Source organism: Campylobacter sp. CFSAN093226, from assembly GCF_012897595.1.
GTDB classification, from domain to species: Bacteria; Campylobacterota; Campylobacteria; order Campylobacterales; family Campylobacteraceae; genus Campylobacter_D; species Campylobacter_D jejuni.
Genome location: NZ_CP040608.1, coordinates 779072 through 795429, shown reverse-complemented (window position 1 = coordinate 795429; position 16358 = coordinate 779072). Strand labels below are relative to the sequence as shown.

Below are 16358 nucleotides of genomic sequence, written 5' to 3'. Positions count from 1 at the left end.
CTATAAGATGTACCGTTTTGCACCTTCTCCCACAGGTGATATGCACATAGGAAATTTACGCGCAGCAATTTTTAATTATATCTGTGCAAGACAAAAAAATATGGATTTTATCTTACGTATTGAAGATACTGATAAGGCTAGAAATATAGCAGGAAAAGAAGAAGAAATCAAAGAAATTTTAAATCTTTTTAGTATTTCATGGCAGCATTACTATATACAAAGTGAAAATTTAAAATTCCATCGCCAAATGGCTTTAAAACTTGTAAGCGAAAAAAAAGCTTTTGCTTGTTTTTGCACCGAAGAAGAACTTGAAGCAAAAAAAGAGCTGGCTAAAAAACAAGGTAAAGCTTATCGCTACGATGGCACTTGTGAAAAACTAGCCGATATTGATGTTTTAGAATGTGAAAAACCCTTTGTTATCCGTCTTAAAAAACCTACTCATACTATGAAATTTACTGATTTTATCAAAGGCGAGCTTAGTTTTGAGCCTGAAAACATAGACTCTTTTGTGATTATGAGAACGGATAAAACTCCAACTTATAATTTTGCTTGTGCGGTTGATGATATGCTTGAAAATGTCACTTGTATTATACGCGGAGAAGATCATGTTTCAAACACTCCAAAACAAGAACATATCCGCGCAAGCTTAGGTTATAATAAAGCCATGACTTATGCACACTTGCCTATCATTTTAAACGAAGAAGGTGTTAAAATGAGTAAAAGAGAAGCACATTCTTCTGTAAAATGGCTACTTGAAAGTGGAATTTTACCTAGCGCAATCGCGAATTATCTTGTCATACTAGGCAATAAAACTCCTTGTGAAATTTTTACCTTAGAAGAGGCTATAAAATGGTTTGATATTTCTAAAGTTTCAAAAGCTCCCGCAAGATTTGATCTTAAAAAACTCTTACAAATCAATCGTGAACATATCAAAATGATCAAAGATGATGAGCTTAATAAAATTTTAGATTTAAACAAAGATCTTGCACAACTTGCTAAATTTTATACTCAAGAAACAAGTACTATAAAAGAACTTAAAGAAAAAATGCAAGCTATTTTTAACGCAAAAGATTTTGGCGAGTTTGAAACAGAATGTAAAATTTTAAAAGAACTCTTAAAAGATATTGAACTTTTTGAAAATTATGAAGATTTTAAAAATGAACTTTTAAATAAAAGCAACTTAAAAGGTAAAAAATTTTTCATGCCTTTAAGGATAATTTTAACAGGAAATATCCACGGACCTGAGCTTAGTGATCTTTATCCTTATATTAAAAATTTTATTCACGAATTAGCAAGGATTTAACTATGGTTATAGACTCTTTTATTATTTCTATTTTTCAAGTACTTCAAATTGTCATTAACATTTATACTTGGATTATTATCATCACAGCACTTTTAAGCTGGGTAAACCCTGATCCTTATAATCCCATAGTGCAAATTTTATATAAACTAAGCTACCCTGCTTACGCCTTAGTTAGAAAAATTCCAACACGCATTGGTAATATTGATCTTGCGCCTTTGATTATAGTCTTAGCATTGCAGTTTCTTGGCATTTTTCTTGGGAATATCTTAAGGAGTATATTGTGATAAAAAAAATACTCGTTTTTTTATTTATTTTTTCAAGTTTAAATGCTACACAATATAGTATAGAAAAACTCAAAAAGGAAGAAAATTCACTTGCTAAGGATTATTATATTTATAGGCTTTTAGAAAAAAATAAAATCAGTAAAAAAGATGCACAGGATTTAAATTCTCATATTTTTCGCTATATAGGAAAAATTAAATCTGAACTTGAAAAAATCATCCCTTTAAAGCCTTATATCAACCCAAAATATGCTAAATGCTATACCTATATAGCAAATACTATCTTAGATGCAAATTTAACTTGTCAAAGTGTGCGCTTAAATTCATTAGTTTTTATAGCGAGTCTAAATTCCAAAGACCGAACTACTTTAGCTCAAACCTTTAAAAATCAAAGACCTGATTTGACAAATTTATTGCTAGCTTTTAATACTTCTGATCCTATGAGCTATATAGTACAAAAAGAAGATATTAATGGTTTTTTTAAACTTTATAATTATTCTAAAAAATACGACTTAGATTTAAATACAAGTTTAGTCAATAAACTACCAAACCACATTGGTTTTAAAGATTTTGCACAAAATATTATTATTAAAAAAGAAAATCCAAAATTTAGATATTCTATGCTAGAAATAAATCCTGAAAATGTAAGTGAAGATTCTGCTTTCTATTTAGGAGTCAATGCCTTAACTTATGATAAAACAGAGCTTGCTTATGACTTTTTTAAAAAGGCGGCACAAAGTTTTAAATCGCAAAGTAATAAAGACAATGCTATATTTTGGATGTGGTTGATTAAAAACAATGAAGAAGATTTAAAAACTTTATCGCAAAGTTCTTCTTTAAATATTTATAGTCTTTACGCAAAAGAACTTACCAACACACCTTTTCCAAAGATAGAAAGCCTTAATCCAAGCAAGAAAAAAAATAATTTTAATATGCAAGATCCTTTTGCTTGGCAAAAAATAAACAAACAAATTCGCGATGCTAACGCAAGTCAACTAGATGTCTTGGCAAAAGAATTTGACACACAAGAAACCTTGCCTATTTATGCTTACATATTAGAACGCAAAAATAATTTTAAAAAACATTATTTTATAATGCCTTATTATGATAATATAAAAGACTATAACAAAACAAGACAAGCTTTAATTTTGGCTATTGCCAGACAAGAAAGTCGTTTTATTCCAACTGCTATTTCAGTTTCTTATGCTTTAGGCATGATGCAATTTATGCCATTTTTAGCCAATCACATAGGGGAAAAAGAATTAAAAATTCCAAATTTCGATCAAGATTTTATGTTTAAACCTGAAATAGCATATTACTTTGGAAACTATCATCTAAATTACCTTGAATCACGTTTAAAATCTCCACTTTTTGTCGCTTATGCTTATAATGGCGGTATAGGATTTACTAACCGTATGCTTGCAAGAAATGATATGTTTAAGACAGGCAAATTTGAACCTTTCTTGTCTATGGAGCTAGTTCCTTATCAAGAAAGCCGAATTTACGGAAAAAAAGTTCTAGCTAATTATATTGTGTATCGACATCTTCTGAACGATAGTATAAAGATTTCGGATATTTTTGAAAATTTAATTCAAAACAAGGCAAATGATCTAAACAAATCTTAGCTACAAGCCTAATCTCTTCCTTGACACTAGGAAGAGATACTTTAAAATAATCAGTATAGTTGTTTTGTATTATATATTTTAAATACTCATCATCCAATTTTTCAATATTGGCTTTTTTATTATTGATAAAAACTTCTAAATTTTGAATTTTTAATGTATTTGGAGTAAAAGATAAAGCTAATACATCATCTTTACTTGTCTTGTCTAGAATTGGGTTTAAATAAGACATAGTTATAATGGCATTAATCTTATCTTGTGTGATTTTGTATTTTTGAGTAAACATTAAAGTTTGAGATTTTAAATTTGTATCCACAATCGCCTGATCTTTTAAAGAACAAGCTCCAAGCAAAAAAGCACCTAAAATTACACTATAAATTTTCATTCTTTTTCCATATTTTTTAGTATTATTGTAGCCTTTTAACCCTATTTTTTGGTTTAAAAAGATATAATTTTGCAAAAAAATTAAGAGTATATTTTATGAAACAACTTATTATAGCTTTTAGCGGGCCTTCAAATTCAGGAAAAACTACACTCATCACTAAAATAGCTGATAATTTTTTGCAACAAAATTTAAAAGTTTTAATCATTAAACATGACCCTGCCGATAAAGCTCAATTTGATTTTAACGGTAAAGATAGTTTTAAATTTTTTCAAAGTGGAGCTGAAGTCATGGTTTTAAGCCCTACAAGAACAACTTTTTTTTCTCATGAAAATAGAGATATTTTAAAAGCTTTAAAATTAAGCCCTGATTTTGACATTTGTTTGGTTGAAGGATTAAAAACTCTTGATTTACCACGCATTAGCGTATTTTGCAAAGAAATTGATGAAAGTTATTTTATTTTTTCAAACGCCATTGCAAGCTATGAAAAAATTTCTCACCCTTATCTTACTTGGCTTGATTTAAACGATATACAAGCTATTTGCCAATACATACTTAAAAATGCTAAAAATTTACAAGGAGAATTATAAAATGCAAGAAGTGATTTCTTATATACAAAAAGCGGTTTTAGAAATTTCTAACGCTTTAAAATTTCCCGATACAAGCTACAGTCAAAATCAAAATTTTACAGGCGATACCCAACTCAAATTTGATGTTTTAAGTGATGAAATTATCACAAAAACCCTAAGTCAATGTTCAAGTATTAAAGCCATCATCAGTGAAGAAAAAGATGAAATTTTAACGCTTAACGAGAGGGCAAATTTTATCGTAGCTTATGATCCTTTAGACGGTTCTAGCTTAATGGATGTTAATTTTGCCATAGGTTCTATTTTTGCTATCTATGAAGAAAAAGCAAGTGCTAAAAATTTAAGAGCTGCGCTTTATAGTATGTATGGAGCGCGATTAGAACTTGTGATTTGCAAAGATCAGCCAAAACTTTATCGCTTAAATGCAAATAATGAATTTATTTTTATAAAAGATCTTAGAATGAATGAAAAAGGCAAGATTAATGCTACAGGCGGAACGCAAAAATTTTGGGAAGAAAAACACGCTAAATTTATCAAAAGTCTTTTTGATGAAGGCTATCGCTTAAGATATTCTGGAGCCATGGTAAGCGATATCAATCAAATTTTATTAAAAAGGGGTGGCATTTTTAGCTATCCTGCAACACAAGATGCGCCTAATGGCAAACTTCGTGCCTTTTTTGAAGTCTTTCCTCTAGCCTTTATCATAGAAAAAGCAGGCGGAAAAACTACAAATGGAAAAAACCGCTCTTTACTTGAACTTGAATTTGATAAAATCCATGCGACAACTCCTTGTTTTTTTGGCTCAGAATATGAAATTTCAAAACTTTTAAAGGCTTACAATGAATGAAGTTAGAGATGAATTTGAGCAAGATATGGATAAAAAAAAAGAAATTTTACTTTCATGTCAAAACTCAAAAAACCTAAACTCTTGTTATAATTGCGATGAAATTTTTAACTGCCAAACTAGAAAAAATTATGTTGATGCAGTCTATAACAGTATGTCTAAGGGTAAAACCGAAGGCGGATTTGACTTTTAAAGGAAAAAAATGCGTTATATTACAACACCAATTTATTATGTAAATGATGTACCTCATTTAGGTCATGCTTATACTACCATCATAGCCGATACTTTAGCAAGATTTTATCGTTTGCAAGGACATGAAACAAGATTTCTAACAGGAACAGATGAGCATGGACAAAAAATCGAAGAAGCTGCCAAACTAAGAAATTCCACTCCTCAAGAATACGCTGATAAAATCAGTTTTGAATTTAAAAAATTATGGGATGAATTTGAAATCACCTATGATATTTACGCAAGAACAACTGATACAAGGCATATTGAATTTATTAAAGCTATGTTTTTAAAAATGTGGCAAAAAGGTGATATTTATAAAGATGAATACGAAGGACACTATTGTATTTCTTGTGAAAGCTTTTTTACTCAAAGTCAGCTTATTAACGATTGTTCTTGCCCAGATTGTGGCAAACAAACTAGAATTTTAAAAGAAGAAAGCTATTTTTTCAAACTTTCAAAATATCAAGATAAAATTTTACAATGGTATGAAGAAAAAGATCCCATCTTGCCAAAAAACAAAAAAAACGAACTTATAAATTTTGTCCAAAACGGCCTTAAAGATCTTTCCATTACAAGAACAAGTTTTGATTGGGGGATTAAACTGCCTCAAGAAATTAATGATGATAAACATATTATTTATGTATGGCTTGATGCACTTTTTATCTATGTAAGCTCACTTGACTTTCAAAACAAGGGAGAAAATGCTAAATTTTGGCCTGCGCATGTGCATTTAGTAGGAAAAGATATCTTGCGTTTTCATGCCATTTATTGGCCAGCTTTTTTAATGAGCGTGGATTTGCCTTTGCCAAAATTTATAGGTGCACATGGCTGGTGGACTAAAGAAGGTGAAAAAATGAGCAAATCTAAAGGCAATGTTGTAAAACCTAAAGAAGTAGTTGATGCCTATGGAAGTGAAGCTTTTAGATATTTCTTGCTTAGAGAAGTGCCTTTTGGTAACGATGGGGATTTTAGCGAAAATATGCTGATAAATCGTATCAATGCAGAGCTTAGCAATGAATTTGGAAATTTACTTAATCGCATTATAGGTATGAGTACAAAATATTCTCAAGGAAATATTTCAAAAGAAGGTGTTTTAAAATTTTACAATGCCGAACTAAATCAAGCAAAAGAACACTTAAATTTAGCGGTAGAATTTTTAGAAAACTTACAGTGTAATCGTTATTTAGAAGAACTTTTTAAAGCCTTAAGTGTGGCAAATTTAGCCATTAGTAAATACGAACCTTGGAGTTTAATCAAAGAAAACAAACACGAACAAGCTAATGCTTTAGTAGCACTTTGTGCAAATATTTTAGCCAAAACAAGCCTTTTATTAAGCCCTACTCTACCAAAGTCCTCTCAAAAGGTGGCCTTAGCTTTAAATTTTGAAATTTCGTCTGCAAATTACACAAAAATGATACTTGATAATGAACTTTTAGATTTTAAAGCAAATCCTTGCGAAGCTTTATTTCCAAAAGTAGAAAAAGCTCTTTTAAAACAAGAAATTAAAGAAGAACCTAAAAAAGAAGAAAGTCCTAAAATAAAAATCGATGATTTTGCAAAAATTGAAATCAAAGTTGCTAAGGTACTTGATTGTCAAAATATAGAAGGGAGTGAAAAACTTTTAAAATTTCAACTCGAACTTGACGATAAAGAAATCCGTCAAGTACTCTCAGGCATAGCAAAATACTATAAGGCCAGTGATTTAATCGGTAAACAAGTTTGCGTTATAAGCAATCTTAAAAAAGCTAAAATTTTTGGACATGAAAGCGATGGTATGATACTTTCTGCAAAAAGCGGAGATAAACTTGTTTTAATCGCCCCTGAACAACTTGTGCAAAACGGCTCTTTAGTGGGTTAAAATATGCAAATTAGCAATTTAGGCGAACTGTTAAACGCAACACTAATTCATGAAGGTAGTGTTTTAAGCGTGGAAGGTTTTGCCATAAATTTAAACGAACTTAAAACAGGCTTTGCCTTCTTTAATAACGATAAAAAAGAAATTGCCCAAGCTGTAAAAAAAGGCGCTTATGCTATAATTACAGAAAATGACATTACTATTGAAGATAAAGAAATTTTTTACTTTAGAGTAGAAAATCTAGAACGAGCTCTTGTAAGATTTTTACGCTTTTTTTGCGAAGATAAAGAATGTGAATTTTTACTTTTTAAATCTTACGAACTAAGTCTTTGCAAGGCTTTTTATTTTAACATTTTAAAAGGAAATATTTTTGCTGATTTTGAAAAACTAATCAAAGCAAAAAAGGGTGAAATTTTTTGCTACTGTGAAGAAAATTACTTAAATAAACTTTGCACCTATTCTCATAGTCTAAAAGATGCTAATTTTACCTTATTATCGCGATCTAGCTTCTTTTTTACAACTTTGATTTGTGAAAATTTATATTTTAAAAATCTTAATTTGCCTTTTTTTTACGCAAATAGTTTTGCAAAAATTATTTCTTTTTTAAAAGAAAAAAGTCAAAAAATAATATTTGACTTTAATAAGATTGATGATTTTAAAATTTATTTTATTGATGATAAATTTGAAATCACTCCTTTTGGTTCAAGCTCTCAAGCGTTTATTGTAAGCAACAACCAAAATACCTTTGAATTCTGGAAAGAAAAATTTAAAAACATAAAAGACTTTAAAATTGCTTCTAAAAATTCTTTATTTTGCGATTTTTCCTATAATCAGCTTTCAGATTTAAGAAAATTAAAAAATTTTAAATATTGTTTAATTCTTGAAAATTATGATATTTTTGAGCAAGAATTTGAAAACAAAGAAAATCAAACCCCAAGCTTATTTTAAATTCACTCCTTCATTTTCAAGCAAAAATCTTTTTATTTCAAGCCCTCCATTATATCCTCCTATGCCATTGCTTGCAATAACTCTATGACAAGGTATAAAAATAGGAATTTGATTTTTAGAATTTGCATTTCCAACAGCTCTAAAAGCTTTTGGATGATTAATTTTTTCTGCTATATCTTTATAAGTAGCTATTTTGCCATAAGGAATTTCCATTAAAGCCTTGTAAACCTTTGATTCAAAATCCGTACCTTGTATCAAAACAGGAATGCTAAATTTTCTAAGCTTATGAGTAAAATATAAATCAAGTTCATATTTTGCTAAGTCAAGCAAACTACAATTTTTTTCTGATCTTTTATTATCACAAAAATCGACTCTAGTTAAAAATTTTCCATCACTATGTAAAGATAGGTAACATAAAGGCATTTTATAATAAACTTTAAACATTTTTTATCCTTCAAAGAGCTACAATTATAATAAAAAATATTTAAGGAGTAGAAAATGTCTTTTATGCAAGAATACAATAAACTTGTTGAAGAAAGAGCCGCTTTGGGTATACCACCCCTTCCTTTAAATGCAAATCAAACTAGAGAACTTTGTAAATTACTTGAAAATGAAAATAATGAAGAGCTTGCAAATCTTTTAGAAAATAGAGTAAATCCTGGTGTTGATGATGCAGCTTTAGTAAAATGTGAATTTTTAGATTCCATACTTAAAGGCAAAATCAGTGCTCCAAATATAGACAAAAAAAGAGCCTTAAGAATGCTTGGAACTATGCTAGGCGGATATAATGTTAAAGTTTTAATCGATGCCTTAAAAGATGAAAACATAGCCAAAGATGCTGCAGAAGTGTTGAAAAATATTATTTTTGTACATGATAATTTCCATACCATAGCTGAACTTAGCAAAAACAATCCACACGCTAAGGAAGTTTTACAAAGCTGGGCAAATGCGGACTGGTTTAATAAAAAAGAAAAACTACCACAAGTGATTAAATGTATAGTTTTTAAAGTAGCAGGGGAAACAAATACCGATGATCTAAGCCCTGCAGGAGATGCTTTTACAAGAAGCGATATTCCTTTACATGCAAATGCCATGCTAAAGGTAAGACAAACAGGATCCTTAGAAAAAATCAAAGAGCTTAAAAAAAGCGGTCGCGAAGTGGTTTATGTAGGTGATGTTGTAGGAACAGGTTCAAGTAGAAAATCGGCAATAAATTCCATACAATGGCACTTAGGAAAAGAAATAGAAGGTGTGCCAAACAAGCACAGCGGTGGTATAATAATGGGTTCAACTATAGCACCGATTTTCTTTAACACTGCTCAAGATAGCGGGGCTTTACCTATCATCTGTGATGTAACAAACTTAGAAATGGGCGATGAGTTTGAAATTCATCCTTATGAGGGAAAAATCATAAAAAATGGCTCTACAATCGCAGAATTTACACTCAGTCCAAACACTCTCTTAGATGAAGTTAGAGCAGGAGGAAGAATCCCACTTATCATAGGTCGCGGGCTTTGTACTAAGGCTAGAGAATTTTTAGGAATGGAAAGTGAAAATATCTTTACCAAACCTGAACAACCTAAATCTTCAAGCGGTGGTTATACCTTGGCTCAAAAAATGCTAGGTCGTGCCTGTGGAGTTGAAGGTGTGCGTCCAGGTATGTATATAGAACCTATAACTTTAACTGTAGGCTCTCAAGATACCACAGGTCCTATGACTAGAGATGAAATTAAAGAACTTGCAAGCCTAGGTTTTAATGCAGACTTTGTTATGCAAAGCTTTTGCCATACAGCTGCGTATCCAAAAGTAAGCGATTCAAATTTACATAAAACCTTGCCCAATTTCATGACAAGTCGTGGTGGGGTAAGTTTAAAACCAGGTGATGGAGTTATCCACTCTTGGCTTAATCGTTTTGTATTGCCAGATACCGTAGGAACGGGCGGGGATTCTCACACACGCTTTCCTATAGGAATTTCTTTCCCTGCAGGAAGTGGACTTGTAGCTTTTGCTGCGGTTACTGGTTCTATGCCTTTAAATGTACCTGAAAGTGTTTTAGTGCGTTTTAGTGGAGAATTGCAAGCCGGAGTTACCTTAAGAGATTTGGTTAATGCTATACCTTATTATGCAATCAAACAAGGACAACTTACCGTTGAAAAGAAAAATAAGAAAAATATTTTTGCAGGAAAAATTTTAGAAATAGAAGGCTTGCCAAACTTAAAAGTCGAACAAGCTTTTGAACTTAGTGATGCAAGCGCTGAAAGATCTGCAGCTGCTTGCAGTGTGGATTTAAGCATAGAAAGTGTAAGCGAATATATCAAATCCAATATCTCTTTAATTGAAGCTATGATAGAAGTAGGATATGAGAATAAAGCTACCCTTGCCAGAAGGGCTGAAAAAATGAGAGAATGGCTTAAAAACCCTACTCTTTTAAGAGCAGACAAAGATGCAAAATATGCGTACATTATCGATATTAATCTTAACAATATCAAGGAGCCAATTCTAGCTTGTCCAAATGACCCTGATGATGTGGCAACCTTAAGCGAAATTTTAGCCGATGACAAGCGTCCAAAAAATATAGATGAAGTTTTTGTAGGTTCTTGTATGACAAACATAGGACATTATAGAGCTTTGGGAGAAATTTTAAAAGATAAAGGCATACTTAAAACCAGACTTTGGGTAGTGCCTCCAACAAAAATGGATAAAGCACAACTTATCAATGAAGGTTATTACAGCATCTTTGGCGCAGCAGGTGCTAGAATAGAAGTTCCTGGTTGTTCTTTGTGTATGGGAAATCAAGCAAGAGTAAATGATGGTGCTGTTGTCTTCTCAACCTCTACAAGAAACTTTGACAATCGTATGGGTATGGGTGCTAAAGTATATCTAGGAAGTGCTGAACTTGCAGCAGTTTGTGCGATTTTGGGTAAAATTCCAAGCAAGGAAGAATACTTACAAATTGTCAGCGAAAAACTAAGTAATGAGCATAAGGCAAATATCTATAGATATTTAAATTTTAATGAGATTGAAAATTTCAAACTTGAAAATTAATTCAAATTTAATACTAAATAACAAAATTAAAATTTTCAAAGGAAAAATATTGAAGTTATTATTCACTTCCTTTTGTTGTTTTGCAAGTTTAATGGCTAGCGATGCCATTAACTGCGACAACATTAAAAATAATAAAACATTGCTAAATGAAAGTTCAAATTTAGATTATTTAAATATAGCTTCAAGCTGTAAAGAATCTTTAAAAAATCAAGATTTTACAAAAAAACTCTATGCAATTTCCAATGAAATTCGCGGAAGCAATAGCTCTTGTAATGGTGTGGCTTATTTGCCAAAATTACAACAATTTGATTTTTTATTATTAAAAATAGCTATCGATCCCATCGCTTATCAAAAAACTTTAGATACACCCGAAAATTTAGAAAAAAAATATGATATTTTAAAATCTTATTTTAGATATTGGGCATATCAAAGCATAGGAAATTTTAGACTTTACAAAGCTTTTTGGCAAGAATACAATAATGCTATAGAACCTTTAGAAAAGTATTTTGAAAGTAATTTTAATTTTGACAAAGGCAGTAATATTTACTATACTAGCAATGCCTTAAACGAATTTTTAAATTGGGCTGTTGGTGAAACAAAAATTTACAAAGACATTAGTCCTTTAGCAAAAATCATGTCAAATAAAAATTATTCAGTATCTTATATACAAGATTTTATTTTTTCAAATAATCCAAGCCAAGATGACCTTACTATAGCCTTGCAAGCAGCGCTTCTAAATCAAAGAGAAAAAGAAATTTTAGAACTTTTGATTCGTTTTGGCGCTAGGATTGACGAAGGTTATGAAAGTGCTATTTTTTATGCATTGGAAAGTTATGAAAATACAAACTTTTTAATCCAAAATGGAGCAAATGTTAATCAAGCCAATGCCTTTGGTAAAACCCCACTTTTTTATGCCATAGAGTTTAATCGTCTTGATATCATAAAACTACTTCTTGATAATGGAGCAAATGTTAATCAAAAATATATTAATAACAATGAAAAATTAGCATTAAGCGCGAACATAGGTTCAAATACGCCTTATTTTATTACATTTTGTGCTCTAGAGCACACTTCAAAAAATGTTTTAATGCATGCTGCAGCCTATGGAAATGTTGAAATTTTAAAACTTCTTATTTCAAAAGGAGCAAATTTTAATGCTGTTGATGATCTTGGTTTTAATGCACTCGACTTTGCGCTATCAGCAGGTAAAAAAGAAAATGCTGATTATCTAAAAAGCTTGGGTTTAAAAGCAAACGAAAATCTATTTTACGGAGGTAGTTTAGAATGAAAACCGCATTTATTACAGGAGCTAGTTCAGGTTTTGGTAGAGCTTGCGTTGAAGCTTTTATACAAGAAGGCTACAAAGCAATCGCCCTTGCTAGACGCAAAGAGCGTCTAGAAGAGTTAAAAAATGCTTACAAAGATAAGATTTACACGCTTTGCATAGATGTAAGAAATCAAAAAGAAATCTTTGAGGCTATTGAAAATTTACCCAAAGAATTTCAAGAAATTGATGTGCTTTTTAATAATGCAGGTTTAGCTTTAGGGGTAGATGAATTTGATAAATTAAACCTTGAAGATATTAACACTATGGTAGATACAAACATCAAAGGATTTTTATATGTTGCAAAAGCTATTATTCCTATACTTCGCAAACAAAAAAATGCTTATATTTTTAACTTAGGTTCGGTTGCGGGACGCAATCCTTATTTTGGAGGCAATGTGTATTGTGGAACCAAAGCCTTTGTAGGACAATTTTCATTGGCCTTAAGAAATGATCTTAGAGGAAGCAATATCAAAGTAACAAACATTGCTCCAGGACTTTGCAAAACTGAATTTAGTGAAGTGCGTTTTAAAGGAGATATCCAAAAAGCTGATGCAGTGTATGAAAATACGCAATTTATCAGTGCTAATGATATTGCCAAAGTGGTAATGTCTATCATTAACCTACCAAGCCATATTAATGTTAATGAAATCGAGCTTATGCCGGTAACACAAACTTGGAATGGATTTTATATAGAAAGAGATGAATGAATAAATTTTTAGTTTCATTGTTTTTACCTTTAGTTGCATTTGCAAACTCCTCAGAAGCAGCTGCAAATGCTAATTTATTTGGAGCTTTTACGCTTATACCACCTTTAGTTGCTATTGCTTTAGCCTTTATCACAAAAGATGTTATTTTATCGCTCTTTACTGGAGTTTTAAGTGGAACTTTTCTACTTAGCCTTTCTACAAATATTTTTAAAGCACAACATTTAACTTTTGTAAATTATTACAATACTACAGTAGAATCTTTTTCAAAAATTATTTCCTATATCTTAGGTTCAACTTCAGATCCAGTAAATGCAGGAATCATTTTACAAATTCTTTGTATAGGTGGTCTTGTGGCACTTATCACAAAAATGGGAGGTGCAAAAGCTGTAGCATTAAAATTTGCCAAAAGAGCCAAATCAGCTGTATCAGCTCAAGTTAACACTTGGTTTTTAGGGCTTTTAATATTTTTTGATGACTATGCTAATTTACTAATCGTAGGTCCAATTATGCGTCCTTTGGCAGATAAATTTAAAATTTCTCGTGAAAAATTTGCCTTTATTATCGACTCTACCGCAGCTCCTGTGGCAGGAATAGCTGTAATTTCTACTTGGATAGGCTTAGAAGTTTCTTTAATTAAAACCGCTTATGAACACATAGGCATTAGCAATATTAGTGCTTTTGGAATTTTTGTTGAAACCATACCTTATCGTTTTTATAATATCTTCATGCTTTTTTTTGTAGTCATGACTGCAATCATGGGGCGTGAGTTTGGTTCTATGTACAAGGCTGAAGTGCGTGCAAGAACCACAGGACAAATTGCTCCTCTACCTAAATCAGGCACACTAGATACTACTGAATTAGAAGATCAGTTTTTAGCACCAAAAGAAGGTATTAAAATTCGTGCTTTTGATGCTATTGTTCCTATTTTTACTTTAATCATTTTAGCTATATTAGGATTTTATTTTAATGGACTTAGCACTTTAGAAGGCGAAGAACTTGCAAAAGCAAGTACCAATCCTTTGTCTTTTGAAACTTTTAGAGCTGCTTTTGGAAATGCTGATTCTTCTGTGGTGTTATTCCAAGCTGCTTTGTTTGCTGCTATTGTAGCGATTTTTATCGGGGTGCGTCGTAAAATTTTCAATCTTAAAGAAGCGGTAGAAACTTGGATATATGGCTGGAAAACCATGATTTTTACCATAGTATTGCTTTTATTTGCTTGGTCACTTTCAAGCATAGTAAAAGATCTAGGAACTTCTTTATTTATCACTAGTTTGCTTGCAGACAAATTGCCTGAGTTTATTTTGCCTGCTACTATTTTTGCTTTTGCTTCAGCCATTTCTTTTGCCATAGGAACAAGCTATGGAACTATGGGGATTTTAATGCCTTTAGCTGTGCCTTTAGCTCATGAAATCGCCAAAATCAATGGTATGGATGCAAACGCTATGCATCATTATATGGTTATTAATATAAGCTGCGTTTTAACAGGTGCGATTTTTGGAAACCATTGCTCACCAATTTCAGATAATGTAATCCTTTCATCTATGAGTGCAAAATGCGATCATATGGAGCATGTAAGAACACAAATTCCTTATGCTTTATTTATCTGTGGCATTTCTTTAATCGCTGGATATATTCCTGTATCTTTAGGACTTAGCGTTTGGTTTGTCTTGCCTTTAAATTTCATACTTATTGCACTTTTACTAAGACTCATCGGAAAGAAAGTTCCATGAGTCTTGAAAATTTTGGAAATTTTCTCACTTTAGATGAAAAACATTCTTTCATAAAAAAATATTTTAAAGAATTTTATACAAAGGATTTTAAACTTTTTGCTTCAAAAGATAAACATTATCGTACAAGAGCTGAACTTTCATTTTATCATGAAAATGATACGCTTTTTTATGCAATGTTTGATCCAAAAAGCAAAAAAAAGTACATTATAGAATATTTAGATTTTGCTGATGAAAAAATTTGTGCTTTTATGCCAAGACTTCTAGAATACTTGCGTCAAGATAATAAATTAAAAGAAAAACTTTTTGGTGTAGAATTTTTAACCACAAAGCAAGAACTTAGCATAACCTTACTCTATCATAAAAATATAGAAGATATAAAGTCAAATTTAGAAAATTTAAGCAATATTCTTCATATCAACCTCATAGCAAGAAGTAAAGGCAAAAAACTTATTTTTAAAACAGAAAATCTAAGACAAACTTTAAATATTCAAGATAGAAAAATATTTTATGAATTTAACAACGATTGTTTTATTCAGCCTAATACTGCTATAAATGAAAAAATGATTACTTGGGTGTGTGAAATTTTAAACACTCAAAAAAGAATGGATTTGCTTGAGCTTTACTGTGGATATGGAAATTTTACTTTAGCTTTAGCGCCATTCTTTTTTAAAATTTTAGCCACTGAAATTTCAAAAAGCAATATTAATTTTGCTTTAAAAAATTGCGAGCTTAACAATACAACAAATATCCACTTTGCAAGACTTTCAAGCGAAGAATTAAGTCTTGCTATCAAAAAAGAAAGAGAATTTTTTCGTTTAAAAGATATTCGATTAGATGATTTTAATTTCTCTCATGTTTTAGTTGATCCACCCCGTGCAGGACTTGATAAAAGCGTAATTGACTTAATAAAAAAATATGGAAATATTATTTATATTTCTTGCAATCCTATCACTTTAAAAGAAAATTTAAAAGAATTAAGCCTAACACATAGAGTGGAAGAGTTTGCTCTGTTTGATCAATTTGTCAATACTCCACATCTTGAATGTGGAGTATTTCTTAGCAAGGTATAAAAAAATAATTCATTAATTTAGCCAGTATTACTATCGCGATACAAAGCACAAATACAAAAGGGTGGATAAAAACACCGAGTGGATTTTTCTTCTTTAATATAAAATGACAAAATAAAGAAAAAACAACTAAAGATAAAATTCCAAAAGCCAAAATAATTTTTACAGCAAAAAGTAAATTTAAAGGTTTAAAATGAAAACCTGCCAAAGCACCTCCACTTAAAAAAAGCAAAAGAACAACAAAAGGCATTATTTTAACTCCAGTAGCACTAAAAAGACTTTTGTCAAAATTAGGATTTTTCTTTTTAACTACACCCAAAACAAATACATCAACAAACAAATAACCTATAAACAAAATAGCACAAAGAAGATGGATTGTTAAAGTATATGGATAAAATTCTTCCATTTTTCCCTCCTTATTAAACTTCG

16 protein-coding genes are annotated in these 16358 nt (G+C 30.8%); 13 read left to right on the top strand and 3 right to left on the bottom strand.

The annotated features are described in order from the left end of the window. The first annotated feature begins 7 nt into the window (after positions 1-7). The 3 genes from gltX to FBF02_RS04135 are packed head-to-tail and all read left to right on the top strand — an operon-like array spanning position 8 to position 3209. Positions 8-1303 (top strand): glutamate--tRNA ligase, encoded by a 1296-nt coding sequence (gene gltX / locus FBF02_RS04145; protein ID WP_002852637.1) that lies wholly within the window; start codon positions 8-10, stop codon positions 1301-1303. 2 nt (positions 1304-1305) lie between these two features. Further along, entirely contained in the window at positions 1306-1587 is a 282-nt protein-coding gene (locus tag FBF02_RS04140) for a YggT family protein (protein ID WP_002852501.1), read from the top strand. Further along, positions 1584-3209: a lytic transglycosylase domain-containing protein gene (locus FBF02_RS04135; RefSeq protein WP_002852559.1), complete on the top strand. Its 1626-nt coding sequence runs from the start codon at positions 1584-1586 to the stop codon at positions 3207-3209. Before FBF02_RS04140 ends, FBF02_RS04135 begins: the two co-directional genes overlap by 4 nt. Here the strand turns inward: FBF02_RS04135 and FBF02_RS04130 are convergent. Then, on the bottom strand, positions 3106-3591 hold the full coding sequence (locus FBF02_RS04130) for a hypothetical protein (protein WP_002890840.1): 486 nt from the start codon (positions 3589-3591) through the stop codon (positions 3106-3108). The genes FBF02_RS04135 and FBF02_RS04130 overlap by 104 nt on opposite strands. A gap of 95 nt (positions 3592-3686) precedes the next feature. Here FBF02_RS04130 and mobB point away from each other — a divergent pair, with 95 nt between their 5' ends. Genes mobB through FBF02_RS04105 form a run of 5 tightly spaced genes read left to right on the top strand, consistent with a single transcriptional unit; the run spans position 3687 to position 8053 of the window. After that, positions 3687-4178: a molybdopterin-guanine dinucleotide biosynthesis protein B gene (gene mobB / locus FBF02_RS04125; RefSeq protein WP_002852644.1), complete on the top strand. Its 492-nt coding sequence runs from the start codon at positions 3687-3689 to the stop codon at positions 4176-4178. Between the two features lies 1 nt (position 4179). Continuing rightward, positions 4180-5022, top strand: coding sequence for a class 1 fructose-bisphosphatase (locus FBF02_RS04120; RefSeq protein WP_002852540.1), 843 nt, complete (start codon positions 4180-4182; stop codon positions 5020-5022). Further along, complete coding sequence (locus tag FBF02_RS04115; protein WP_002797008.1) at positions 5015-5212, top strand: hypothetical protein; 198 nt, start codon at positions 5015-5017, stop codon at positions 5210-5212. The genes FBF02_RS04120 and FBF02_RS04115 overlap by 8 nt, the downstream gene beginning before the upstream one ends. 9 nt (positions 5213-5221) lie before the next feature. Further along, entirely contained in the window at positions 5222-7108 is a 1887-nt protein-coding gene (gene metG, locus FBF02_RS04110) for a methionine--tRNA ligase (protein ID WP_002852639.1), read from the top strand. Between the two features lie 3 nt (positions 7109-7111). Beyond that, the gene (locus FBF02_RS04105) at positions 7112-8053 is read left to right on the top strand and encodes a hypothetical protein (RefSeq protein ID WP_002852449.1); all 942 of its coding nucleotides are present in this window, start codon (positions 7112-7114) and stop codon (positions 8051-8053) included. Here the strand turns inward: FBF02_RS04105 and FBF02_RS04100 are convergent. Further along, positions 8045-8497, bottom strand: a complete 453-nt coding sequence (locus FBF02_RS04100) for a methylated-DNA--[protein]-cysteine S-methyltransferase (protein WP_002852552.1) — start codon at positions 8495-8497, stop codon at positions 8045-8047. The genes FBF02_RS04105 and FBF02_RS04100 overlap by 9 nt on opposite strands. A gap of 54 nt (positions 8498-8551) precedes the next feature. Between FBF02_RS04100 and FBF02_RS04095 the strand changes: the two genes are divergently transcribed. The 5 genes from FBF02_RS04095 to trmA are packed head-to-tail and all read left to right on the top strand — an operon-like array spanning position 8552 to position 15932. Then, positions 8552-11098, top strand: a complete 2547-nt coding sequence (locus tag FBF02_RS04095) for a bifunctional aconitate hydratase 2/2-methylisocitrate dehydratase (protein WP_002852522.1) — start codon at positions 8552-8554, stop codon at positions 11096-11098. 49 nt (positions 11099-11147) lie between these two features. Then, positions 11148-12386, top strand: a complete 1239-nt coding sequence (locus FBF02_RS04090; protein ID WP_002867487.1) for an ankyrin repeat domain-containing protein — start codon at positions 11148-11150, stop codon at positions 12384-12386. Then, positions 12383-13132: an SDR family NAD(P)-dependent oxidoreductase gene (locus tag FBF02_RS04085; protein WP_002852646.1), complete on the top strand. Its 750-nt coding sequence runs from the start codon at positions 12383-12385 to the stop codon at positions 13130-13132. The genes FBF02_RS04090 and FBF02_RS04085 overlap by 4 nt, the downstream gene beginning before the upstream one ends. Beyond that, positions 13129-14862 carry a Na+/H+ antiporter NhaC family protein gene (locus FBF02_RS04080; RefSeq protein ID WP_002852459.1) on the top strand — a complete coding sequence of 578 codons (1734 nt, stop codon included), beginning with the start codon at positions 13129-13131 and terminating at the stop codon, positions 14860-14862. Before FBF02_RS04085 ends, FBF02_RS04080 begins: the two co-directional genes overlap by 4 nt. Beyond that, on the top strand, positions 14859-15932 hold the full coding sequence (gene trmA / locus FBF02_RS04075) for a tRNA (uridine(54)-C5)-methyltransferase TrmA (RefSeq protein WP_002852531.1): 1074 nt from the start codon (positions 14859-14861) through the stop codon (positions 15930-15932). Before FBF02_RS04080 ends, trmA begins: the two co-directional genes overlap by 4 nt. Here the strand turns inward: trmA and FBF02_RS04070 are convergent. Beyond that, positions 15919-16335: a membrane protein gene (locus FBF02_RS04070; protein WP_002852650.1), complete on the bottom strand. Its 417-nt coding sequence runs from the start codon at positions 16333-16335 to the stop codon at positions 15919-15921. The genes trmA and FBF02_RS04070 overlap by 14 nt on opposite strands. Positions 16336-16358 lie beyond the last annotated feature (23 nt).